Genomic DNA, 25854 nt, shown 5'->3' with positions numbered 1-25854 from the left:
TTTGCCATGTAAAAAAACACCACCGGGTCGCTAAACCAGGTGGTGTCTAATCATCCACTTATCGCTTGAAGGGACTATTTCTTCGACGGATCTTGATACATCTCTTCGATTTCATCTTGATAGCGATCACTGATCACTTTACGCCGCAATTTTTGGGTTGGGGTCAATTCACCGCTGTCCATCGAAAAGGCTTTCGGCAGTAGCTTGAATTTTTTGACCTGCTCAAACTTCGCCAACTCTTTTTGCAGTTCATTGACTCGTTTTTCAAACATTTCCAACACTTGACTGTGCTTAATCAGATCTAGCCGATTGTGATATTTAATGTTGAGCTCTTTGGCATACAATTCCAATGAATCAAAACAAGGCACAATCAAGGCGGAAACAAACTTGCGCGTATCGGCAATCACCGCGATCTGCTCGATAAAGTGGTCTTTACCAATCGCGCCTTCAATCAATTGTGGAGCAATATATTTACCACCAGAGGTTTTCATCAGCTCTTTAATGCGGTCGGTGATAAACAGGTTGCCATCTTGATCGATGTGACCCGCATCTCCGGTTTTCAGAAAACCCTGTTCATCAAAGCTATCCGCTGTTTCTTGCTCAAGCTTATAGTAGCCTCGCATCACCATCGGTCCGCGTACTAAAATTTCATTCTTAGCACCAATTTTTACTTCCGCACCCGGCATGGTAATGCCGATTGAATCAGGGTTAAAACCGTGATCATCCCAACAAGAGACTGTCGCGGTCGTTTCCGTCATGCCATAACCTAGCTTGACGTTAATCCCAATCGCATGGAAAAAACGACCAATCGTTTCATCCAACTTAGCCCCGCCACACGGCATAAAGTTGATCCGCCCGCCAAGCAGTGCACGCAGTTTACTTAATACTAATTTGTCCGCTAATTGATGACTTTGCTTTAGCAACCAAGAAGGTTGTCGTTGCTGTTGATGGCAAACAACCATTTTGGCTCCCATATTGACCGCCCAAGTAAACAACACTTTGCGGATCAATGGCGCTTTAGACACTCGTTCATGGATAGCGGAGAAGATTTTTTCGTAAAAACGCGGAACGGCACACATCACGGTTGGACGCACTTCGCTTAACGCCTCACGCACATGAGCGACATCTTGCAAATAGCAGTTCACTACACCTTTGTATAATACATAGGCGGTCCATGCGCGTTCATACACATGTGATAGCGGTAGGAAACACAGCGAGACATCTTGCTCAGTTAGATTCAGTCGTTGATCATGCCCCTCTAACTGAGCGGCAATATTACGGTAATCGAGCATCACACCTTTCGGCGTACCTGTGGTACCCGAAGTGTAAATCAAGGTAAATAGATCGTCATAGTTGGCTTGTGCCAGTAGCGTATCGAGTTGTGCGTGATCTTGGGTTTGATGTTGTGCGACAAAATCATCCCAGTACATTGCACAATCCGCTTGCTGCAGATCAATCTCTCGGCTCATCGCTACGATCAAACGTAGCTCAGCACAGCGTTCAAACTGACTGAATGCCGCATCAAATTGTGCTTGCTCGCCAACAAAAACGATTTTTACATCAGCATTTTGTAAAATGTAAGCGGCCTGATCTGGAGTGTTGGTAGGATAAATAGGAACCGTCACCGCTCGGATCTGTAATGCAGCAAAATCGGCGATAGTCCAGCGTGGCATGTTATTGGAGAAAATCGCTATTTTATCTTGAACGCCAATTCCTTGCGCTAATAGGGCGATGGACAGTTCATCCATTTGCGCACCAAATTGCTGCCAACTGATATCTTGCCATACACCGGCATTTTTATACTTGAGAGCAGCGCGTTCGCCACCTTGAGTAATGCGTTGGCGGATCCGTTTAACGATGTGAAAATCTAAGTTCGTCATATCTCTTACCTATAGCTTACACCTGTAAGCCTTTTTTCAGCGCACGAGTGTACCTTCCAGCACCGAAAACACAACTGGCCGACATCAAAATTATTGATGAATACTCATTCTGTAACAAAAAAACCTTAAGCAGCATTCACTGCCTAAGGCTTAATTCTTTGCTGATGTATTAAGCTCAGCGCCGAGCGACCACTTCTCCGCAAATCATCATCAGTTGATCGCGCAGCCAAATGTGGCCTTTATCTTTCTCACTCGACTCATGCCAGCTCAAATAACCTGCAATGTTGGCATCAGCAAAAGGGAACGCCAGGATTTGTAACTGCTCACGATTAGCCGCACTCTCCACCATCCAACGCGGAGCTACGGTCACTAATTCAGATTGGCCGACCACGTACAACACATTGCTCAGGCTAGTTCCTTCATAGTAAGACTGGCAATCAAACTCACGATACGCCAGTTCAGAGAAACTACGTTGACCATGAATTTTAGACAGTTTGGCATGCTTTTCATCCGCCAATTGCTCAGCGCTAATCGCGCCTTGAATGCGTGGATGTAATTGAGAAGCCACGACCACCAGCTCATCTTGAAAAATTTCTGTGCTTGAGAAGCCTTGCTCATCAAAGCGTGCATAATCGATAACAAAATCAATTTCTTGATAGCGCATACGCTCAGCAATTTGGCGATCAAACTCTGCATCAAGATGCAATTGTACACTGGGTGCCAACTCGTCAATCGAAGTCATGATCTGAGGTGCAAAACGCAAATCACAAGGGCTGCAGATAGCCAATTTAAATAGGCGGGTCGAGGTTTCTGGTGTGAAAACTGAGCTTGGTAATTCATTGCGGATCAACTGCAACGCCTGACGAATGGGGCCAAACAGGTGGCGAGCGCGCTGAGTAGGCTGAATGCCACGCCCTTGACGCATAAACAACTCATCATTAAACATCACTTTTAAACGCGCAACCGCATTACTGACTGCGGGCTGTGACATTCCTAAGTTATGTGCCGCACGAGTGATATTTTGCTCTTGCATGACCGCGTCAAATACGGTTAACAAATTGAGATCAACCCCTCGAAGAGTGCTTTCCATACGGTAACTTGCAATGGCACTCATTGCGTCTTTTTTATCTAACATTTGCATGCCTCACAGTGTTATCACTCGCAATAGAAATGAATACATCGCGGGTGAATAAATAAGTGCTGTTTTTAATATTTACCGGCCAGATACTTGGTGGATGGCGAGTAATATCGACTAATTATTCAAGCCTTTGCAATAGTCTTGACAAAAAGTCAGCTAATTTTAGCCATTAATTAAAAATAACCTTATTAATCAATGTGATTAATTTTTATAAAAATCCATAAAGTTTAAAACATAATGGTTTTTTATGGATTATTAATGATAGTTACATGCATTGGGTTTAATAAGTTTAATATTCACGTCAAAACCGTTTTAACGTAAGATTCATAGGGTGGATAAGTTCATCGGTAAAGATCGTATAACTCGGAAAATCGACTTGTTGCCAGAGTTGCTGGCACAGCGTCGTACTATCATGCCACTAGCCCTGCATAATCCACTCGGCTAAACTCTCGGCCACATCAGGATAGCTGACACGCTCAGCTTGCTTTTCATCCAGCCATCTACGCACACAGGTCGGGTCGAGGAACTCCATCACATTGGCTAAACCTAGTGTCTCAAGAGTTGCCGCATTACTCACTTGTTCAAATTGACCATGTAATGGTTTGATCAGTAATTTTTTCCCTAATGCTAATGCTTCCGAAGGCAGTTCAAATCCACCGCTGGTGATCACTCCCTGACATTGATGCAAATGATGCTGAAAATTGCCATGCTGCAAACAATGCAACTCAACATTCTCCGAGCATTCATGGTGTTGTACATCAGGGTGATAGCAGATAAAACGGGTGTGGGTGAAGCGATACAATAATTCGCAAATTTCATGAATATTTTCAAAGGGTAGATACACCAGAATAAAAGGCTGCTGACTGAGTAATAGCTTGGATGGATAGATAATTGGCGGCAAGATTGGCTGATCAAAATGATACCAGTGCAACCCTAAATGGTGATTAGCTGGCGCAAAATGACGTAAAATCTGCTTATCCAGCCAAGAAGCACCTTTTAGCGGTACTGAATACAAAAAAGCATTTTGATGGCTAATACTAATACAAGGTAGCTGGTGTAATTTCGCGGCCCACGCGGTCACCGGCTCAAAATCGTTTAAAATCAAATCATAACTAGAGAGATCCAGCGTTCGCACTTCTTGCCAAAACTGCCACAGACTATTATTACATAGTGTTTTGACGTAATTGACGTGACCATTTTCAGTGGCAAACGTCAGCCCGCGCCGAGTTTTAAACTCACCAAAACATTCCATCGAGAAATACTTATCCGCTGCACGCCCTGAGAACAGATAATCGACGTCCATCTGTCGTCGTTGTAGCGCTTCACACATCGCTCGTGAACGAGCAATGTGGCCATTGCCCGTACCTTGTACCCCATACAGTATTTTCAAATGGCTTTCTCCACCACGCTAATCGCATAAGTTGCACTCGCAATACCAAGCACAGCGCCAGCCAGTACATCACTTAAGAAATGCACACCAAGTAACACTCGTGCTAGCCCAATCAATCCGGCCCAGCTCACCGCCGCCACATACCACTGTGGATAGAGGTAACCAATTAAAGTCGCCATCACGAAAGCCGCAGCAGTATGCCCAGAGGGTAAACTATACCGATCACTGGGCGTGATATAAGCCGTGACCAATGTACAGAATTCTTGTGGTCGGCGGCGCTGAAAACTATTTTTCATCAGCCAATAGATCGGCAGTTCGATCGCAAAAGCCAATAGCCCCATGGTCAAAAACTGTGCGCCGCATACGCTATCTAGCAACCAAGCAAGCAACCCCATCACAATGTAGAGATGGCCATCGCCAGTGTGGGAGATTGATTTACTAAAGCGGGCAAGTGGAAGGTTATACTTGTGCTGTAAGCAAAGTAACGAAAAAGCCAAATCCAAATTAGCAATAGGTTTGATCACTCGCATCACACATCCTTTTGTCACGTAGGGTGATACTTTGAGCTTATCGAGAGCAAATGACAGTCTAGTGAAAATTGTTTGGCGAAATGGTGACAACAACGCTGACACTTTGACCGAATTGCATAAAAAATCAACTTTAGGGTTGACGTGTTGTGTCGAGTAAGGTACTAATCTGTTAACTTAATCGAGTGGATTGTTACTAATGACAATGCGTTTTTCTCTGCTACTGGGCCTACTACTGATCGTGGAAACATCACGCGGGTAGGTTGTGGCAGAAAAACACCACACAAGATAACAAACCCGCAGCCGATGCGGGTTTTTTTATCGCCGATTTTTATCCACATCTAGGAAGTGAGTAGTTAACTCTACCGTGCGAGGAAGCAAACATGAATGATCAGGTGATTATATTCGATACCACATTACGTGATGGTGAACAGGCGCTGTCTGCCAGCCTAACGGTAAAAGAAAAGCTACAAATCGCCTACGCACTGGAACGCTTAGGGGTGGATATCATCGAAGCGGGGTTTCCGGTTTCTTCGCCGGGTGATTTTGAATCGGTGCAAACCATTGCCCAAAACCTCAAACATAGCCGTGTGTGTGCTCTTGCGCGAGCGGTGACCAAAGACATTGATGCGGCAGCGCAAGCATTACAAGTTGCCGAAGCGTTTCGTATTCACACCTTTATTTCTACTTCAACGATTCATGTGCAAGACAAACTGCGGCGCAGCTACGACGATGTGCTAGAAATGGCGGTTAAAGCGGTCAAGCATGCTCGCCAATACACCGATGATGTCGAGTTCTCTTGTGAAGATGCCGGCCGTACACCTATCGACAACCTATGCCGCATGGTGGAAGCGGCGATCAATGCTGGTGCACGTACCATTAATATTCCCGATACTGTCGGTTACACAGTGCCAAGTGAGTTTGGCAATATTATTCACACCCTATTTAATCGGGTACCCAATATTGATAAAGCGATTATTTCGGTGCATTGTCATGATGATCTCGGGATGTCAGTTGCCAATTCGATTGCCGCAATTCAAGCCGGGGCTCGTCAAGTTGAAGGAACTATCAATGGTATTGGTGAGCGAGCTGGCAACTGCGCATTAGAAGAGATCGCCATGATCATCAAAACTCGTCAAGCACTGCTTGGTGTGACAACGGCGCTAAAACATGAAGAGATCAGCCGTACCAGTAAACTGGTTAGCCAACTGTGCAATATGCCAATCCAAAGCAACAAAGCGATTGTGGGAGCCAATGCCTTTAGCCACTCTTCAGGAATCCATCAAGATGGCATGCTCAAAAACAAAAATACCTATGAAATTATGACTCCAGAATCGATCGGCCTAAAAAACCAAGTGCTGAATCTGACTAGCCGTAGCGGTCGAGCCGCCGTGAAAAGTCATATGCAATCAATGGGCTACAACCAAGATCAATACAACTTGGATGCTCTATATGAAGACTTCTTGAAGCTGGCCGATCGCAAAGGTCAGGTATTTGATTACGATTTAGAAGCCCTAATGCATTTTTCCAATTTGCGTGAAGAAGATGATTTTTACAAACTCAACTATTTAAGTGTGCAATCGGGCAGCCTAATGGCCACCACCAGTATCAAACTGCAGTGTGGCACGGAAGAAAAATGCGAAGCCGCCGTCGGTAACGGTCCGGTCGATGCGCTGTATCAATGTATCTATCGGATTACTGGTTATGAAATTGTGCTGGATAAGTTCGATTTAACCGCCAAAGGCGAAGGCGAAGATGGCCTAGGTCAAGCAGATATTATCGCCAATTACCAAGGGCAGAAATACCATGGTACAGGCATTTCAACCGATATTATTGAAGCGTCAGGTCAAGCGTTATTGCATGTTATCAACAGCATTCATCGCGCCAATCAAATAGCGCAAATTAAACAGAAAAAAAATCTGGCTACGGTTTAGGGCAATAGCCATTTTGAGGCGGCCACCCACTCGGTGGCACCGCAAATAACCCATCATATCCAGTAGCAGTAATCCAACTTACAAATCGTTCAGAAAGGACTCACATGATAGATAAACAATACAAAATTGCCGTATTGCCCGGAGATGGCATCGGTCCGGAAGTGATGGCACAAGCCTATAAGGTATTGGATGCGATAGAAAAGAAACACGGTTTACGCTTAATCCGTGAACAGCACGATGTTGGCGGTATTGCGATTGATAACCACGGTTGTCCACTGCCAGAAAGTACTTTGCATGCTTGCGAAAATGCGGATGCCGTCTTGTTCGGCTCCGTCGGTGGTCCAAAGTGGGAACATCTGCCACCCAATCAACAGCCTGAACGCGGTGCTTTACTGCCACTGCGTAAACACTTCCAACTATTTTGTAATTTACGTCCCGCTCAGATCCACCAAGGCCTAGAAGGCTTTTCGCCACTACGTGCTGACATCTCTGCTCGCGGTTTCGATATTGTGGTAGTACGTGAACTCACTGGCGGCATTTACTTTGGTCAACCGAAAGGCCGTGAAGGTCAAGGCGATCATGAAAAGGCCTTTGATACTGAAGTCTATCACCGTTTTGAAATTGAACGTATCGCGCGCATCGCCTTTGAGTCGGCTCGCTTGCGTCGTAACAAAGTTTGCTCGATCGACAAAGCCAATGTGCTGCAAAGCTCGATCCTGTGGCGCGAAGTGGTCAGCGAGATTGCCAAGGAGTATCCCGATGTCGCGCTTTCACACATGTATATCGATAATGCCACCATGCAACTTATCAAAGATCCAGCTCAGTTCGATGTCATGCTCTGCTCGAACATTTTTGGCGACATTCTATCTGACGAATGCGCGATGATCACCGGCTCGATGGGCATGCTACCTTCGGCCAGCATTAATCAGAGCAAGTTTGGTTTATACGAGCCTGCGGGCGGCAGCGCACCGGATATCGCTGGTAAAAATATCGCCAATCCTGTGGCACAGATTTTATCAGCCGCACTGATGTTACGTTATAGCCTAGGTGAAGAAGCCGCTGCACGTGATATAGAACAGGCGGTAAGCCAAGCGCTCGCCGCTGGACAGCTCACTGCCGATTTATCTGGCAGTAAACCGGTACTCTCAACCTCTGAGATGGGTGATCAAATCGCTAATTATATTTTGAATGCATAGGATCAAAGAGGTGCAAACCTCTTTAGCTCACTGAGCGCAAGGAACAAGCAATGTCAAAAGCCAAAACTCTTTACGAAAAAATTTACGATGCCCATGTGGTCATTGCCGCAGCGGGAGAAACACCGATTTTGTACATCGACCGCCATCTAGTCCATGAAGTGACTTCTCCACAGGCCTTTGATGGCTTGCGTGAAAAAGGCCGTGCCGTTCGCCAAGTCAATAAAACCTTTGCCACCATGGATCACAACGTATCCACCACCACCAAAGACATTAATGCCTCCGGTGAAATGGCACGTATCCAAATGCAAACTCTTTCCAAAAACTGTGCAGAGTTTGGCATTACTTTGTACGACATTAATCACAAATACCAAGGCATTGTACACGTAATGGGGCCTGAACTTGGCATTACCCTACCGGGTATGACGATTGTCTGTGGTGACTCACATACCGCCACTCACGGCGCATTTGGTTCACTCGCTTTTGGTATCGGCACCTCAGAAGTAGAGCACGTATTGGCGACCCAAACTCTGAAGCAAGGGCGCGCCAAAACCATGAAAATTGAAGTGCGAGGCAAAGTGGCTCCTGGTATCACCGCCAAAGATATTGTACTGGCGATCATCGGTAAAACGACCGCAGCAGGAGGAACAGGTTATGTAGTCGAATTCTGTGGTGAAGCGATCCGCGATCTCTCCATGGAAGGACGGATGACCGTCTGTAACATGGCGATTGAACTTGGAGCTAAAGCGGGTTTGATCGCCCCCGATCAAACCACCTTCGACTACATCAAAGGCCGAAAATTTGCCCCTCAAGGTGAAGATTTGTCTGCTGCGATTGCATATTGGCAAACTTTAAGTACCGATGATGATGCGCAGTTTGATGCTGTCATCACTCTTGAAGCGCGAGACATCAAGCCACAAGTCACCTGGGGGACGAACCCTGGGCAAGTGATTGCGATTGATGAGCCGATTCCATCACCCAGCCAGTTTGGTGATCCAGTTGAGCGCAGTTCAGCAGAAAAAGCGCTGATTTATATGGGGCTAGAAGCAGGCAAAAAACTGTCCGACTATCCAGTTGATAAAGTGTTTGTCGGTTCATGCACCAACTCACGAATTGAAGATATGCGTGCCGCCGCCGCGATCGCAAGAGGTAAGAAAGTCGCTTCTCATGTGCAGGCTCTCATTGTACCGGGTTCGGAGCAAGTTAAAGCCCAAGCCGAAGCGGAAGGGTTAGATAAAATCTTTATTGAAGCAGGGTTTGAATGGCGCTTGCCAGGATGTTCAATGTGTTTAGCGATGAACAATGATCGCCTCGGGGCGGGAGAGCGCTGCGCTTCTACATCTAACCGCAACTTTGAAGGACGACAAGGGCGTGATGCTCGGACACATTTAGTCAGTCCAGCGATGGCAACAGCAGCCGCGATTGCCGGTCATTTCGTCGACATTCGTCAGTTTTAACTCAAGGAGAACCCGATGTCAGGATTTCAACAACATACCGGTTTAGTCGTGGCGCTGGATGCCGCTAATGTTGATACCGATGCGATTATTCCAAAGCAGTTTCTGCAAAAAGTAAATCGTAGCGGATTTGGCAAACACCTTTTTCACGATTGGCGCTTTTTGGATGGTGCCGGTGAACAATTAAACCCCGATTTTGTGATGAATCAGACTCGTTATCAAGGCGCGAGCATTTTACTGGCGCGCGAAAACTTTGGTTGTGGCTCATCTCGTGAACACGCCCCTTGGGCATTAGCCGACTATGGTATCAAGGTGATTATCGCGCCAAGCTTCGCTGATATTTTTTATGGCAATACGATTAACAATCAAATGGTCCCAGTTCGCTTAACCGAACAACAAGTGGAAGAGCTGTTTAACTATGTTGAACATAATCAAGGGGCGACGATCACCGTTGATTTAGAAGCGCTCAGCGTGTTGGCTAATGGCAATATCTATTCTTTTGAAATGGATGATTTTCGCCGTCATTGCCTACTAAATAATTTAGATAACATAGGTTTAACACTCCAGCATCAGGCAAAGATCACTGAGTATGAAGCAAATATCCCCAGTTTTCTAAAATAGATCGCTTTGATTAAAATCGAGCATACTCACTAGGCTGCCAATAGGTGGCCTTTTTATCGCATTATTATACCAACCAAAGAAAAAATATGATCTAATTGAGGGCATTCAACGATAGAACTTATTCACTATGGACAGCCTCAATAATATCGACTTTAAAAAGCTCGCAAGCCAGCAGAAATCTATTCAGATGAAAATGAGACTGCTGGCCCTCGACCATTTCAAAGATGGGCACTCTCGCACCCAAATCGCCAAGTTTCTTAAGGTCAGCCGAACCAGTGTTAATCGGTGGGTTCACACTTTTCTTGAGGAAGGATTAGAAGGCCTCAAGGAAAAACCAAGAACGGGACGACCACCATTCTTAACATCCAAGCAAAGAGAGCAATTGAGCCAATACATCAAAGATAAAGCCAATGATACACTAGGCGGACGACTCACAGGGGCCGACATCCACGCTTATATCGTGAAAGAATTTGGCCAGCACTACCACCCTGATTCTATCTATTACCTGCTCGAGCACATGGGGTTCTCTTGGGTAACTTCTCGCTCCAAACATCCTCGTCAATCCCAGCAAATCCAAGACGATTTTAAAAAAATTTAAAATTGAAACGATCCTGAAGATCCCAGGACATATCGCTTTAGAACGGGTTGATGTCTGGTTTCAGGATGAAGCCAGATTTGGGCAACAAAACACCACCACACGGTTATGGGCAGAAAAAGGAACACGTCCCAGAGCCGTGAAGCAACAACAATTTGAATATGCGTATCTGTTTGGTTCTGTCTGTCCCGCTAGAGGCATTGGCGAGGCGATGGTCGTTCCTTGGGTTAACAAGGACCTTATGGTTGAGCATCTTAGGCAGATCTCCGCGGTGACCGAAAAAGGTCGTCACGCAGTGGTCATTATGGATGGTGCAAGCTGGCACACAGAAGATATTGCCAATGAATTTCAGAACCTCAGTGTCATCAAACTCCCGCCCTATTCCCCTGAGTTGAATCCAATAGAACAAGTATGGAGTTGGTTAAGACAACACTATCTAGCCAACCAGTCTTTTACGGATTACGAAGACATTGTCTCCAAAGTATGTCGGGCTTGGAATAGTTTTTTGAAATGCTCGGCCAGAGTCAGACAGATGTGTTCGAGAAGGTGGATAGAGCTGACCAGTTAATTTTCCAGATTGGTATAATGAAGAAATGCATAAATCTCAAATAGCAAAAAGCCGCTGTATCACTACAGCGGCCCTGAAAGCAAACCTGGCGATGTCCTACTCTCACATGGGGAAACCCCACACTACCATCGGCGCTACTTCGTTTCACTTCTGAGTTCGGGATGGAATCAGGTGGGTCCAAAGTGCTATGGTCGCCAAGCAAATTTTATAATGTTAGCTTAATGCTACTCATTGAAATAGATGGTGCTGATACCCAGAATCGAACTGGGGACCTCATCCTTACCAAGGATGCGCTCTACCGACTGAGCCATATCAGCACACAAGTTTTTAAAGCACGTTATTTATAGCATGCTTTGTAATTAAAAGCCTGGTGATGTTCTACTCTCACATGGGGAAACCCCACACTACCATCGACGCTGTTTCGTTTCACTTCTGAGTTCGGAATGGAGTCAGGTGGGTCCAAAACGCTATGGTCGCCAAGCAAAATTTTAAAATCTGGAAAGCTGTTTTCATTCTCACACACACATTCTATGCGCTTAGCTTATTGAGTCCATCAAAACCCCTTGGGTGTTGTATGGTTAAGCCTCACGGGCAATTAGTACAGGTTAGCTCAACGCCTCACAACGCTTACACACCCTGCCTATCAACGTTCTAGTCTCGAACAACCCTTTAGGACAGTTAAACTGTCAGGGAAGACTCATCTCAGGGCTCGCTTCCCGCTTAGATGCTTTCAGCGGTTATCAATTCCGAACTTAGCTACCGGGCAATGCGTCTGGCGACACAACCCGAACACCAGAGGTTCGTCCACTCCGGTCCTCTCGTACTAGGAGCAGCCCCCTTCAATCTTCCAACGCCCACGGCAGATAGGGACCGAACTGTCTCACGACGTTCTAAACCCAGCTCGCGTACCACTTTAAATGGCGAACAGCCATACCCTTGGGACCGACTTCAGCCCCAGGATGTGATGAGCCGACATCGAGGTGCCAAACACCGCCGTCGATATGAACTCTTGGGCGGTATCAGCCTGTTATCCCCGGAGTACCTTTTATCCGTTGAGCGATGGCCCTTCCATTCAGAACCACCGGATCACTATGACCTGCTTTCGCACCTGCTCGAACCGTCATTCTCGCAGTTAAGCGGGCTTATGCCATTGCACTAACCTCACGATGTCCAACCGTGATTAGCCCACCTTCGTGCTCCTCCGTTACTCTTTGGGAGGAGACCGCCCCAGTCAAACTACCCACCAGGCACTGTCCTCAACCCCGATAAGGGGCCTAAGTTAGAACATCAAACATACAAGGGTGGTATTTCAAGGACGGCTCCACGACAACTAGCGTCATCGATTCATAGCCTCCCACCTATCCTACACATGTAGGTTCAATGTTCAGTGCCAAGCTGTAGTAAAGGTTCACGGGGTCTTTCCGTCTAGCCGCGGGTACACTGCATCTTCACAGCGATTTCAATTTCACTGAGTCTCGGGTGGAGACAGCGTGGCCATCATTACGCCATTCGTGCAGGTCGGAACTTACCCGACAAGGAATTTCGCTACCTTAGGACCGTTATAGTTACGGCCGCCGTTTACCGGGGCTTCGATCAAGAGCTTCGCTTGCGCTAACCCCATCAATTAACCTTCCGGCACCGGGCAGGCGTCACACCGTATACGTCATCTTGCGATTTTGCACAGTGCTGTGTTTTTAATAAACAGTTGCAGCCACCTGGTATCTGCGACTCTCGTCAGCTCCATCCGCTAGGGACTTCACCATCAAGAGCGTACCTTCTCCCGAAGTTACGGTACCATTTTGCCTAGTTCCTTCACCCGAGTTCTCTCAAGCGCCTTGGTATTCTCTACCCGACCACCTGTGTCGGTTTGGGGTACGATTTCTGACTATCTGAAGCTTAGAGGCTTTTCCTGGAAGCAGGGCATCAATGACTTCACTGCCGTAGCAGCTCGACGTCGTGTCTCAGCCTTACAAAGAGCCGGATTTGCCTAACTCTTAAGCCTACGCACTTGAACCAGGACAACCGTCGCCTGGCCCACCTAGCCTTCTCCGTCCCCCCATCGCAATAGTCAAAAGTACGGGAATATTAACCCGTTTCCCATCGATTACGCCTTTCGGCCTCACCTTAGGGGTCGACTCACCCTGCCCCGATTAACGTTGGACAGGAACCCTTGGTCTTCCGGCGAGGAGGTTTTTCACCCCCTTTGTCGTTACTCATGTCAGCATTCGCACTTCTGATACCTCCAGCAAACCTTACAGTTCACCTTCAACGGCTTACAGAACGCTCCCCTACCCAATATCTAAAAGATATTGCCGCAGCTTCGGTGTATTGCTTAGCCCCGTTACATCTTCCGCGCAGGCCGACTCGACTAGTGAGCTATTACGCTTTCTTTAAATGATGGCTGCTTCTAAGCCAACATCCTAGCTGTCTGAGCCTTCCCACATCGTTTCCCACTTAGCAATACTTTGGGACCTTAGCTGGCGGTCTGGGTTGTTTCCCTCTCCACGACGGACGTTAGCACCCGCCGTGTGTCTCCCGGATAGTACTTACTGGTATTCGGAGTTTGCAAAGGGTTGGTAAGTCGGGATGACCCCCTAGCCTTAACAGTGCTCTACCCCCAGTAGTATTCGTCCGAGGCGCTACCTAAATAGCTTTCGGGGAGAACCAGCTATCTCCGAGTTTGATTGGCCTTTCACCCCTAGCCACAAGTCATCCGCTAATTTTTCAACATTAGTCGGTTCGGTCCTCCAGTTGATGTTACTCAACCTTCAACCTGCCCATGGCTAGATCACCCGGTTTCGGGTCTATATCCAGAGACTGAACGCCCAGTTAAGACTCGCTTTCGCTACGGCTCCCCTATACGGTTAACCTTGCCACTGAATATAAGTCGCTGACCCATTATACAAAAGGTACGCAGTCACACCACGAAGGTGCTCCTACTGCTTGTACGTACACGGTTTCAGGTTCTATTTCACTCCCCTCACAGGGGTTCTTTTCGCCTTTCCCTCACGGTACTGGTTCACTATCGGTCAGTCAGGAGTATTTAGCCTTGGAGGATGGTCCCCCCATATTCAGACAGGATATCACGTGTCCCGCCCTACTCGATTTCACGCTCGATGAAGCGTCGGTTACGGGGCTATCACCCTGTTTCGCCAAGCTTTCCAGCTTGTTCACCTACTTCAACGAGTGCTTAAGGGCTAATCCAGGTTCGCTCGCCGCTACTACCGGAATCTCGGTTGATTTCTTCTCCTCGGGGTACTTAGATGTTTCAGTTCCCCCGGTTTGCCTCACTAGACTATGAATTCATCTAGTGATAACTGCTTATGCAGCTGGGTTTCCCCATTCGGAAATCGCAGACTCAAACGGCTCTTACTGCCTCATCTGCGCTTATCGCAAGTTAGTACGTCCTTCATCGCCTCTGACTGCCCAGGCATCCACCGTGTACGCTTAGTCACTTAACCATACAACCCGAAGGAGTTTCGGGTTGTTGTTTAAACAACCTAAGTTGTCTCGCGTTTATTTACATGAGTGCGAGACAGATTTTGCCGGACTCAAATTTTGAACAAGACCTTAGCCTTATTCGATACCAAGCACACTTGAATGTGTTGTTGGTGTTTATCTTTCGATAAACATTGAGAACTTTACAAACAACAAACGAATTTGTTGTTTTGTCAGCTTTCCAAATTGTTAAAGAGCAAGATTCATCAAGAACCATTTTTAAACATTCTCAGCGAAAACGCTTAAAGATGGTGGAGTTATGCGGGATCGAACCGCAGACCTCCTGCGTGCAAGGCAGGCGCTCTCCCAGCTGAGCTATAACCCCATCGTTAGTGGTGGGCCTGAGTGGACTCGAACCACCGACCTTACGCTTATCAGGCGTACGCTCTAACCACCTGAGCTACAGACCCACTTCATGCTCAAATCTAAACCATATCAATCTGTGTGGACACTCATCACGATAATCATCGTGTAAGGAGGTGATCCAGCGCCAGGTTCCCCTAGCGCTACCTTGTTACGACTTCACCCCAGTCATGAACCACAAAGTGGCAAGCGTCCTCCCGAAGGTTAAACTACCTGCTTCTTTTGCAGCCCACTCCCATGGTGTGACGGGCGGTGTGTACAAGGCCCGGGAACGTATTCACCGCAACATTCTGATTTGCGATTACTAGCGATTCCGACTTCATGGAGTCGAGTTGCAGACTCCAATCCGGACTACGACGTACTTTCTGAGATTCGCTCCACCTCGCGGTATCGCTGCCCTCTGTATACGCCATTGTAGCACGTGTGTAGCCCTACTCGTAAGGGCCATGATGACTTGACGTCGTCCCCACCTTCCTCCGGTTTATCACCGGCAGTCTCCCTGGAGTTCCCACCATTACGTGCTGGCAAACAAGGATAAGGGTTGCGCTCGTTGCGGGACTTAACCCAACATTTCACAACACGAGCTGACGACAGCCATGCAGCACCTGTCTCAGAGTTCCCGAAGGCACTCCAGCGTCTCCGCTAGATTCTCTGGATGTCAAGAGTAGGTAAGGTTCTTCGCGTTGCATCGAATTAAACCACATGCTCCACCGCTTGTGCGGGCCCCCGTCAATTCATTTGAGTTTTAATCTTGCGACCGTACTCCCCAGGCGGTCTACTTAACGCGTTAGCTCCGAAAGCCACGGCTCAAGGCCACAACCTCCAAGTAGACATCGTTTACGGCGTGGACTACCAGGGTATCTAATCCTGTTTGCTCCCCACGCTTTCGCATCTGAGTGTCAGTATCTGTCCAGGGGGCCGCCTTCGCCACCGGTATTCCTTCAGATCTCTACGCATTTCACCGCTACACCTGAAATTCTACCCCCCTCTACAGTACTCTAGCTTGTCAGTTTCAAATGCAACTCCTAGGTTGAGCCCAGGGCTTTCACATCTGACTTAACAAACCACCTGCATGCGCTTTACGCCCAGTAATTCCGATTAACGCTCGCACCCTCCGTATTACCGCGGCTGCTGGCACGGAGTTAGCCGGTGCTTCTTCTGTCGCTAACGTCAAATCATAACGCTATTAACGCTACAACCTTCCTCACGACTGAAAGTACTTTACAACCCGAAGGCCTTCTTCATACACGCGGCATGGCTGCATCAGGCTTGCGCCCATTGTGCAATATTCCCCACTGCTGCCTCCCGTAGGAGTCTGGACCGTGTCTCAGTTCCAGTGTGGCTGATCATCCTCTCAGACCAGCTAGGGATCGTCGCCTTGGTGAGCCATTACCTCACCAACTAGCTAATCCCACCTGGGCATATCCTGACGCGAGAGGCCTTACGGTCCCCCTCTTTGGTTATCTTCGTTTATAGAAAACAACATCATGCGGTATTAGCCATCGTTTCCAATGGTTATCCCCCACATCAGGGCAATTTCCCAGGCATTACTCACCCGTCCGCCGCTCGCCACCCAAGGAACAAGTTCCTCTGTGCTGCCGCTCGACTTGCATGTGTTAGGCCTGCCGCCAGCGTTCAATCTGAGCCATGATCAAACTCTTCAATTAAAAGTTTTTTGAAGCTTTCGCTTCGGCTCAATGAATACTGACTTTAAATTACCTTAGTAATTCAAAGCTATTATCGTTCCAACAGAACGATAATGAATTGACTGTGCTCTTGTTGGCTTTCACTTTTAAAAAAGTGAAACAAAACAGCTCAAGGCTGCTGACCAACTTGATTTGGTCACTCAGTTCATTGATTAATCTTTTTGAGATTATCATCAACGAGTGCCCACACAGATTGATTGGTTTATATTGTTAAAGAGCGTTTTGCTTCGGCTTTCTTACCGAAGAGGCTGTGCATTCTAGCGAGATAATGGTCAGTGTCAAACACTTTTTTCATCTTTTTGCATCGAAGCGTTTTGCCTAACTGACTGGCCCGAAAGCCTTGCGGCGTCTGCCGTGTCAGTGAGGGCGCATTATAGGGATGATTTTGTTTCTGGCAAGACCCTAAATGCACTTTTTTCTAAAAAACCATTCATTCGCCTACAAAACCAGCAAAACTGTTATTTATTGAACTTTTCCTTTAGTTTTGTCGCTTTTCTGCTGCGCAAATCTTAATAAAACGCCCCCTTCGTTATTCCGAACGATCAACCACGTCAGAAAGAAGAAGCGAGGTATTGCTCAAGGGGATCACGTGAATTACTGGCTACAATGGCAAGCCACTTTAATTAAAGATAATAGCTGGTAAGTTTGGCTATCAGAGGGAAAGATTTCACGTCGATGAAAAAGCAAAAAGCCGACTCAATTGAGTCGGCTTCTTTAAATCATGGTACCGATGGACGGACTTGAACCGTCACTCCCGAAGGAAACGGATTTTGAATCCGTCGTGTCTACCAATTTCACCACATCGGCATCTAGGCTATTGCCCTTTGATGGAACGCATTATACGTAAGAAGCGCAGTCACGCAATAGCAAAATATTGAAAGCTGTGTTGTTTGCTGATTATTTCACCATCGAACCATAAGCGGTGTGCCAGTGCTCTTTATTTAGCCTTCACCTCTGGCTATTCTGTTACCTTTAATGGCCAGCACTGAGCAACATGAATTACACCACCCTCCCTAGCGCAGGTTTATTACGCCGTCTAGCAGCCTGGAGCTACGATACTCTGATCGTGATAGCGATGTTAATCATTGCCGGCGGGATCGTGGTCGCAGTACTTGAAGCTTTAGTTGCCGCGCAGTTGGTGAATTACGCCCCCTATCAAGATGCCAGTGATCTGCTCAGCACACATCCGCTATGGAGTGTGGTTTATCGTGCTTATCTGGCTCTCACTTGGATCGGTTTTTTTGTCTATTTCTGGACGCGCGCGGGGCAAACTTTAGGTATGCGTGCTTGGAAGCTGTATTTGTGTAGCGAACAAGGGCAAACCATTTCTATCACTCAAGCTTTGATTCGTTTAGCGACTTCGGGCTTTGGGCTTGCCAACTTAACTGTGGTGTGTGATGCCAAACAGCGCGGATTTCATGATATCTGGGCCAAAACTCGCGTCGTGGTATTACCTTAAAAACCACGCAACTTATCGAGTTGTCCGCCGCATAACAAAAGAGCGCAAGGAAAACCTCGCGCTCTTTTATTACTCTTTATTTCCCTGGTCGCTCATCACCGCTTGCTTGGGGTTAGAGTTTTCGACCTAATAAGCCTAAGGCGATCGCGAGGAAAACCAAACCAGGGGCAAGTGCACCTAATAAAGGTGGCAGCCCATACACCAAACTTAGCGGCCCAAAAAATTCACTGGAGATATAGAAGGTAAATCCTGCGATCACGCCAGATAAAATTCGCGCGCCCATTGTCACACTACGTAATGGGCCAAAAATAAACGAGAGTGCCATCAGCATCATCACCGCAATCGAGATCGGCTGCGTGACTTTGCGCCAAAAAGCCAGTTGATAGCGGGAGGCATCTTGCTCTGAAGCTTGCAAATACTGCACATAATCATTCAAGCCACTCAGTGATAACTCTTCTGGCTTGACGGTCACAACCGCGAGCTTATCGGGTGCTAATGACGTGCGCCAACGGTATTCAGGTAAAGATTGTTTACTGATCTCAATCTCATTGTTCAAACGGGTCAACTGAACATCTTTCATCAGCCACTCATTGCTGCCGACATACTCCGCCAACTCAGCAAAAATTACCTCACTGAGTTTTTTATTCTGATCGAAACGCCATAAATTGAGCCCATAAAGCTGCTCGTTATCCACTTTGGCGATAAAAATAAAATCGTTCGCATCGCGCGCCCAAACGCCGGTGCGCACCGACATGATCGCGCCACCCGAAGTAGCAAAGGCCCGCATATCACGCGCCAGTTTCTGTGCTTGCGGAGCGCCCCACTCGCCGAGCAAAGTGATAATGATCATCAGTGGAATGGCCGTCTTAAGCACCGACAACCCAATATCGAGCTTAGAAAACCCCGCCGCCTGCATCACCACCAATTCGGAACTGGAAGCTAATGCCCCTAAGCCAATCAAAGCCCCTAATAGAGCCGCCATCGGGAAAAACATTTCAATGTCGCGTGGCATACTGAGTATTACAAACCATAACGCCTGCAGTAAATCGTAGCTGCCATCACCGACTTTACGCAGTTGCTCAACATATTTGATGATGCCAGACAGACCAACAAAGGTCACCAGCACTAAAGCTGTCGTGGCAACAATCGTACGACCGATATACCAATCTAGGATTTTAAACACGATTTAAGCCCTCGTTCTCTGTTTCCATCGGTCTTTAAAGCGGCGCATCGGTATACTATCTGTGGTATTGACAATCAAAGCCGCGATTAACAATGCCGCATTGATCGGCCACAAACCGATAATCACTGGCAACGAGCCATCCTCGATGGCAGACTTGGTCGCACTAAGCGCTAAGAAATAGGTCAAATAGATCAAGATCGCTGGCCCCATTTTGGCAAAGCGTCCTTGGCGAGGGTTAACCGCCGATAGCGGCACCACCAACATGGTCAGTAATGGGATACACACCACCAACGAGATCCGCCACTGCAATTCTGCTTGAGCTTGACGATTAGAATCGTGCAACAAACTGAAAGTCGACAAAGCTTCCCAATCACGATCCGACGACTTCACTTCACGCTGACCAATCAAGCCATCATAAGCATCAAAATTGGTGATCATATAATCAACCCGGGTAGGAATACCTTCATAGCGCGTCCCATTATATAGGGTGATGATTTGGCGGCCGTCGCTCAACTCTTTAACATCACCAGAATTGGAAAACATCACACTTGGCAGTACCGATTCACGGGGCATCAGTTGGGCGACAAACACGTTATGCAGTTTTTTATTTTCGATATTATCGATAAACACCACCGATGAACCATCGGGAGAGCGTTGAAAATGGCCTTTTTGCAACAGCTCAACGCTGTTTTCGGAGGCAAACTGCTCCATTAATTGCGCTTCTTTATCTTGGCTCCAAGGGGCAAGCCACAACACATTGAAAGCCGCCACTGAAGCGGTGATCAAAGCGAGGTATAACGCTGCGCGAATTAAAAATTTATTGCCAATTCCGGTGGCATTCATCACGGTAATTTCACTTTCCGCATATAAACGGCCAAAAGTGAGCAAAATTCCGATGTATAGACTTAATGGCAGCATTAATAGGCCCATCGCCGGCATATTGAGTCCGACAATCGATAAAATCATGCTGGTAGGAATATCACCGTCAGAGGCCTCGGCTAACACGCGGATAAATTTCTGGCTGAGAAACACTAAAAACAGCACGAAAAAGATCGCAAACTGACTTTTTATTGTTTCTCGGATCAAATATCTAACAATAATCACGCTGAAATTACCTATGCAAAACTTGTTTTTTTGATTGAATCACTATAATTTCCGGATGAACCTTTTATTTTTTGAAAATTTCGCTAACGGCTAGGTTGTGCATACAAAAGGTCGATCCTTGATAGGATCCAGCAAGTAAGAGATGCATTATCTACCATTTAGTTCTATTTGTCTTCAGGATGTAGGAGTACGCATGGAGTTCAGTGTTAAGAGTGGCAGCCCTGAGAAACAGCGCAGCGCATGTATCGTTGTCGGGGTGTTTGAGCCGCGTCGCCTTTCTCCAGTCGCAGAACAGCTCGATAAAATCAGCGATGGCTATATTAGCTCACTGCTGCGTCGTGGTGATCTCGAGGGTAAACCAGGGCAGATGCTACTGCTGCATCAAGTCCCAAATGTGTTATCTGAACGAGTTCTGCTGGTCGGTTGCGGTAAAGAACGCGAGCTGGGTGAGCGGCAGTACAAAGAGATCATTCAGAAAACTATCAATACGTTAAACGAAACTGGCTCAATGGAAGCGGTGTGCTTTTTGACTGAGCTGCACGTCAAAGGTCGTGATACCTATTGGAAAGTGCGTCAAGCAGTAGAAGCGACCAAAGATAGCCTGTACACCTTTGATCAATTCAAAAGTGTTAAGCCAGAAACTCGCCGTCCACTGCGCAAATTAGTCTTCAACGTGCCGACTCGCCGTGAATTAAATCTTGGTGAACGCGCGATTGCCCACGGCCTTGCGATCTCATCTGGGGTTAAAGCGTGCAAAGATCTTGGCAATATGCCGCCCAATATCGCCAATCCAGCTTACCTTGCTTCACAAGCTCGTCGTCTGGCCGACGATTATGAGAGCATCACCACAAAAATCATTGGTGAAGAAGAGATGGAAAAACTGGGCATGGCCGCTTACCTTGCAGTCGGTCGTGGCTCACGCAATGAATCGATGATGTCGGTCATCGAATACAAAGGCAATCCAAACCCAGAAGCCAAACCGATTGTGCTGGTCGGTAAAGGGCTAACCTTCGACTCAGGCGGTATCTCACTCAAACCGGGTGAAGGTATGGATGAGATGAAGTACGACATGTGCGGCGCGGCATCGGTTTTTGGTGCCATGAAAGCGCTTGCCAAGCTAGGTCTACCGCTTAACGTCGTTGGCATCTTGGCCGGTTGTGAAAATATGCCCGGCAGTAACGCTTACCGCCCAGGGGATATTCTGACCACCATGTCAGGCCAAACCGTTGAAGTATTAAATACTGATGCTGAAGGTCGTTTGGTGCTGTGTGACGTGCTGACATATGTTGAACGGTTTGAACCGGATTGCGTGGTCGATGTCGCGACACTGACTGGCGCGTGTGTGATCGCTTTAGGTCATCACATTAGTGGCGTGATGGCCAATCACAATCCATTAGCCCATGAGCTGGTGAATGCCTCTGAGCAATCCAGTGATCGTGCTTGGCGCTTACCACTGGCCGATGAATATCACGAACAGCTCAAGAGCCCATTTGCCGATATGGCCAACATTGGTGGTCGCCCCGGCGGCGCAATTACCGCGGGCTGTTTCTTGGCTAAATTTACCAAGAAATACAACTGGGCACACTTAGATATTGCTGGAACAGCTTGGCGCTCAGGCGCAGCCAAAGGCTCTACCGGTCGTCCGGTGTCACTCTTGGTCCAATTCCTGCTCAATCGCAGTGGCAGCCTAGACGCAGAAGAGTAAACATACTAGGGCCTACGGGCCCTTTTTAGTGAAAGGTAACCAAGATGCCAACCGCGACCTTTTATCTCATCCCCCCCAGCTCCGCGCAGGCAACTGTAACGGGTTTGCTTGAATACGTGCTGTATTTGGCGCGTCACTTTACCGCACAAGGGGCGCGAATTTACCTGCAATGCCAAGATAAACAACATGCGGAACAGCTTGCTGAGCACTTTTGGCAGCTCGAAGCTGAGCAATTTTTGGCGCACAATTTGGTCGGCGAAGGCCCCAAATACGGTACCGCGATTGAGATAGGTTATGTCGGCGTTTCCCCTTCTTGGAATCGTCAATTGGCAATAAATTTGGCGGATAATCAGACAACCTTTGCGCGTACCTTTGCCGAAGTGGTAGACTTCGTGCCCTGCGCAGAAAATGCCAAGCAGCTCGCACGCGAGCGGTATAAACTCTATCGACAAGCGGGTTATCAGCTGCAAACGGTTGAGATCCAGTATCCGTAACCGTCCATCCTTATAGTTAAACTTTCTGCTCAAAGAAAGCTCAACTATAGCGATAGATTGAATTAACCATCACAGCATCCATTAAAGAGCACTATGGAAAAGACATACAACCCAGCATCAATCGAACAAGATCTGTATCAGACTTGGGAACAGCAAGGCTACTTTAAGCCTCACGGTGACACCACTAAAGATGCCTACAGCATCATGATCCCGCCACCGAACGTTACCGGCAGCCTGCATATGGGCCACGCCTTCCAAGACACCATTATGGATACTCTGATCCGTTGTCAGCGGATGAAGGGCAAAAATACCTTGTGGCAAGTGGGAACCGACCACGCGGGTATCGCCACGCAAATGGTGGTTGAGCGTAAGATCGCGGCAGAAGAAAGCAAAACCAAGCACGATTACGGCCGTGATGCGTTCATCGACAAAATTTGGGAATGGAAAGCTGAATCTGGCGGTACCATCACCAAGCAGCTGCGTCGTCTTGGCGCCTCTGTCGATTGGGATCGTGAACGCTTTACCATGGATGATGGCTTCTACAAAGCCGTGCAAGAAGTGTTCGTGCGCCTCTATAAAGATGACCTCATCTACCGCGGCAAACGCCTAGTCAACTGGGATCCCAAACTGCACACCGCGATCTCCGATCTGGAAGTAGAAAACAAAGAGACCAAAGGTCACATGTGGCACTTCCGTTACCCGCTAGCGGATGGTGTGAAAACGGCCGATGGTAAAGATTACATCGTGGTGGCGACTACCCGTCCAGAAACCATGCTGGGTGATACTGGCGTAGCGGTTAACCCTGAAGATCCGCGTTATAAAGATCTGATTGGCAAACAACTGATCCTGCCGATCGTCGGTCGTCGCATTCCGATCCTCGGTGACGAACATGCGGATATGGAAAAAGGCACTGGCTGTGTGAAAATTACCCCAGCGCACGATTTCAACGACTATGAAGTCGGTAAGCGCCACCAGTTGCCGATGATCAATATCCTCACCTTTGATGCCAACATTCGTGATGCTGCTGAAGTGTTTAACACCAATGGCGAAACGAGTACTGCTTACGGCACCGAAATCCCTGCCCAATATCAAGGCATGGAGCGTTTTGCCGCGCGTAAAGCGATCATCGCCGAATTTGAACAGTTAGGCCTGCTGGAAGAGATCAAAGATCACGATCTCACCGTGCCTTATGGCGACCGTGGCGGCGTGGTGATTGAGCCAATGCTGACCGACCAATGGTACGTTCGTGCCGGTATTCTGGCCAAACCTGCGGTTGAAGCGGTAGAAAATGGCGATATCCAATTCGTACCAAAGCAGTATGAAAACATGTACTTCTCTTGGATGCGTGACATTCAAGACTGGTGTATCTCGCGCCAACTGTGGTGGGGCCACCGCATTCCAGCTTGGTATGACGAACAAGGCAATGTGTTTGTTGGTCGTGATGAAGCTGAAGTGCGCGCAGAAAATAACCTAGCAGCGGATGTGGTACTTCGTCAAGACAATGATGTACTCGACACTTGGTTCTCATCAGCATTGTGGACCTTCGGCACACTAGGCTGGCCAGAGAAAACTCCTGAGCTGAAAGTATTCCACCCAACCGATGTGCTGGTCACTGGCTTTGACATCATCTTCTTCTGGGTTGCGCGCATGATCATGATGACCATGCATTTTTGTAAAGATGAAGATGGCAAAGCACAAGTGCCATTTAAAACCGTGTACGTAACGGGTCTGATCCGTGACGAAAACGGCGACAAAATGTCGAAATCGAAAGGTAACGTGCTTGATCCAATCGACATGATTGACGGTATTGATCTTGAATCTCTGGTCGCCAAACGTACCGGCAACATGATGCAGCCACAACTGGCAGCGAAGATTGAGAAAAATACGCGTAAGACGTTTGAAAACGGCATCGAAGCCTACGGTACCGACTCACTGCGTTTCACCCTCGCGGCCATGGCGTCCACCGGTCGTGACATCAACTGGGATATGAAGCGTCTGGAAGGCTACCGCAATTTCTGTAATAAACTGTGGAACGCCAGCCGTTATGTGCTGATGAACGCCGAACAGCAAGATTGTGGTTTTTCCGCAGGCGCAGAGCTTGAGTACTCACTGGCCGACAAATGGATCGAATCACAATTCGAACTGGCGGCGAAAGAGTTCAATGGCCACATTGATAACTTCCGCTTGGATATGGCGGCGAATACGCTGTACGAATTCATCTGGAACCAATTCTGTGACTGGTACTTAGAACTGACTAAGCCAGTGCTGTGGAAAGGCACGGAAGCTCAGCAACGCGCAACCCGTCGCACGCTGATCACCGTACTAGAGAAAACGCTGCGTTTGGCGCATCCCGTGATCCCTTATATCACCGAAACCATCTGGCAAAGTGTTAAGCCACTGGTCGATGGCGTGCAAGGCGATACTATTATGCTGCAAGCGCTGCCTCAGTATGATGCGGCCAACTTCAACCAAGAAGCCTTGGATGACATTGAGTGGGTGAAAGCCTTTATTACTAGCATCCGTAACCTGCGTGCAGAGTACGACATCAACCCAGGTAAACCTCTGGAAGTGATACTCAAAGTGGCGAATGAGCAAGATGCGGCGCGCATTGAAGCCAACAAACCAGTGCTGGTTTCTCTAGCCAAGCTGGAAAGTATTCGTGTCTTGGCGGATGGCGAAGCGACACCTGCCTGTGCTACTGCACTGGTTGGCAAGTCTGAGCTGATGATCCCAATGGCCGGCCTAATTGATAAAGACGCAGAGCTGGATCGTCTGGCCAAAGAGATTGCTAAGACACAAGGTGAAATTGCGCGTATCGAAGGCAAGCTCGGTAACCAAGGTTTCGTGGCCAAAGCGCCAGAAGCGGTGATCAGCAAAGAGCGTGAAAAGCTCGCCGGATATCAAGAAGCGTTGGTGAAACTTGAGCAGCAAAAAGCAACCATCGCTGCACTGTAAGCGCTTGATTCAAAACATTTGATTAAAAACACAAAGGCAGCGATTTCGCTGCCTTTTTTATGGTCTTTTCTGATCGCTCAGCATTCG

Annotated in this window: 14 protein-coding genes, 4 tRNA genes, 4 rRNA genes and 1 pseudogene; 9 read left to right on the top strand and 14 right to left on the bottom strand. The window is 47.7% G+C overall.

Annotated elements, in window-relative coordinates:
- Positions 1–74: 74 nt before the first annotated feature.
- The 4 genes and pseudogenes from G7083_RS08235 to G7083_RS08220 form a co-directional block, all read right to left on the bottom strand.
- Positions 75–1880: a long-chain fatty acid--CoA ligase gene (locus tag G7083_RS08235; protein WP_166014330.1), complete on the bottom strand. Its 1806-nt coding sequence runs from the start codon at positions 1878–1880 to the stop codon at positions 75–77.
- A 175-nt stretch (positions 1881–2055) separates the two neighbouring features.
- Positions 2056–3015, bottom strand: coding sequence for a transcriptional regulator LeuO (gene leuO, locus G7083_RS08230; RefSeq protein ID WP_166014329.1), 960 nt, complete (start codon positions 3013–3015; stop codon positions 2056–2058).
- Positions 3016–3319: 304 nt separating this feature from the next.
- Positions 3320–4408 (bottom strand): annotated as a pseudogene (locus G7083_RS08225) (MJ1255/VC2487 family glycosyltransferase).
- A complete protein-coding gene (locus G7083_RS08220) occupies positions 4405–4938 on the bottom strand; it encodes a phosphatase PAP2 family protein (RefSeq protein ID WP_166014328.1) in 534 nt (177 codons plus the stop codon). Before G7083_RS08220 ends, G7083_RS08225 begins: the two are co-directional and overlap by 4 nt.
- A gap of 380 nt (positions 4939–5318) precedes the next feature.
- Between G7083_RS08220 and leuA the strand changes: the two genes are divergently transcribed.
- The 5 genes from leuA to G7083_RS15135 all read left to right on the top strand — a co-directional run bounded on the left by leuA (position 5319) and on the right by G7083_RS15135 (position 11300).
- Positions 5319–6869 (top strand): 2-isopropylmalate synthase, encoded by a 1551-nt coding sequence (gene leuA / locus G7083_RS08215; protein ID WP_166014327.1) that lies wholly within the window; start codon positions 5319–5321, stop codon positions 6867–6869.
- Positions 6870–6973: 104 nt separating this feature from the next.
- Positions 6974–8065 (top strand): 3-isopropylmalate dehydrogenase, encoded by a 1092-nt coding sequence (gene leuB / locus G7083_RS08210; RefSeq protein WP_166014326.1) that lies wholly within the window; start codon positions 6974–6976, stop codon positions 8063–8065.
- Between the two features lie 50 nt (positions 8066–8115).
- Entirely contained in the window at positions 8116–9519 is a 1404-nt protein-coding gene (gene leuC / locus G7083_RS08205) for a 3-isopropylmalate dehydratase large subunit (RefSeq protein ID WP_166014325.1), read from the top strand.
- Positions 9520–9534: 15 nt separating this feature from the next.
- Positions 9535–10137 carry a 3-isopropylmalate dehydratase small subunit gene (gene leuD, locus G7083_RS08200; RefSeq protein ID WP_166014324.1) on the top strand — a complete coding sequence of 201 codons (603 nt, stop codon included), beginning with the start codon at positions 9535–9537 and terminating at the stop codon, positions 10135–10137.
- 127 nt (positions 10138–10264) lie between these two features.
- A protein-coding gene (locus G7083_RS15135) for an IS630 family transposase (protein ID WP_240911891.1) occupies positions 10265–11300 on the top strand; the annotation gives its coding sequence in 2 pieces (ribosomal slippage) (positions 10265–10723 and positions 10725–11300; 1035 coding nt in all).
- A gap of 83 nt (positions 11301–11383) precedes the next feature.
- Here the strand turns inward: G7083_RS15135 and rrf (G7083_RS08185) are convergent.
- The 8 genes from rrf (G7083_RS08185) to G7083_RS08145 form a co-directional block, all read right to left on the bottom strand.
- Positions 11384–11499 (bottom strand): 5S ribosomal RNA (rrf, locus tag G7083_RS08185).
- A 42-nt stretch (positions 11500–11541) separates the two neighbouring features.
- Positions 11542–11617: transfer RNA gene (locus G7083_RS08180), tRNA-Thr, on the bottom strand.
- A gap of 48 nt (positions 11618–11665) precedes the next feature.
- Positions 11666–11781: ribosomal RNA gene (rrf, locus tag G7083_RS08175) — 5S ribosomal RNA — on the bottom strand.
- Between the two features lie 93 nt (positions 11782–11874).
- Positions 11875–14761, bottom strand: a 23S ribosomal RNA gene (locus G7083_RS08170).
- Between the two features lie 286 nt (positions 14762–15047).
- Positions 15048–15123, bottom strand: a tRNA-Ala gene (locus G7083_RS08165).
- 8 nt (positions 15124–15131) lie between these two features.
- A tRNA-Ile gene (locus G7083_RS08160) sits at positions 15132–15208 on the bottom strand.
- Positions 15209–15270: 62 nt separating this feature from the next.
- Positions 15271–16828, bottom strand: a 16S ribosomal RNA gene (locus G7083_RS08155).
- Together the 16S, 23S and 5S rRNA genes with 3 tRNA genes alongside form the textbook arrangement of a ribosomal RNA operon.
- Before the next feature lie 761 nt (positions 16829–17589).
- Positions 17590–17674, bottom strand: a tRNA-Leu gene (locus tag G7083_RS08145).
- Between the two features lie 187 nt (positions 17675–17861).
- On the opposite strand from G7083_RS08145, the gene G7083_RS08140 reads away from it, so the two are divergent.
- Entirely contained in the window at positions 17862–18326 is a 465-nt protein-coding gene (locus tag G7083_RS08140; protein ID WP_166014323.1) for an RDD family protein, read from the top strand.
- A gap of 112 nt (positions 18327–18438) precedes the next feature.
- On the opposite strand, the gene lptG is transcribed toward G7083_RS08140, so the two are convergent.
- Together lptG and lptF are read right to left on the bottom strand one after the other, a co-directional pair.
- Positions 18439–19509, bottom strand: a complete 1071-nt coding sequence (lptG, locus tag G7083_RS08135; RefSeq protein WP_166014322.1) for an LPS export ABC transporter permease LptG — start codon at positions 19507–19509, stop codon at positions 18439–18441.
- A gap of 3 nt (positions 19510–19512) precedes the next feature.
- Positions 19513–20613 carry an LPS export ABC transporter permease LptF gene (gene lptF, locus G7083_RS08130; RefSeq protein WP_166014321.1) on the bottom strand — a complete coding sequence of 367 codons (1101 nt, stop codon included), beginning with the start codon at positions 20611–20613 and terminating at the stop codon, positions 19513–19515.
- A 193-nt stretch (positions 20614–20806) separates the two neighbouring features.
- On the opposite strand from lptF, the gene pepA reads away from it, so the two are divergent.
- The 3 genes from pepA (at position 20807) to G7083_RS08115 (ending at position 25767) form a co-directional block, all read left to right on the top strand.
- Positions 20807–22318, top strand: coding sequence for a leucyl aminopeptidase (pepA, locus tag G7083_RS08125; RefSeq protein ID WP_166014320.1), 1512 nt, complete (start codon positions 20807–20809; stop codon positions 22316–22318).
- 44 nt (positions 22319–22362) lie between these two features.
- Entirely contained in the window at positions 22363–22812 is a 450-nt protein-coding gene (locus G7083_RS08120; RefSeq protein ID WP_166014319.1) for a DNA polymerase III subunit chi, read from the top strand.
- Positions 22813–22905: 93 nt separating this feature from the next.
- Positions 22906–25767: a valine--tRNA ligase gene (locus G7083_RS08115; RefSeq protein ID WP_166014318.1), complete on the top strand. Its 2862-nt coding sequence runs from the start codon at positions 22906–22908 to the stop codon at positions 25765–25767.
- Positions 25768–25854 lie beyond the last annotated feature (87 nt).

It is taken from the genome of Vibrio sp. HDW18 (assembly GCF_011306175.1).
GTDB lineage: Bacteria > Pseudomonadota > Gammaproteobacteria > Enterobacterales > Vibrionaceae > Vibrio > Vibrio chanodichtyis.
This window is presented reverse-complemented; position numbering and strand designations above follow the sequence as displayed.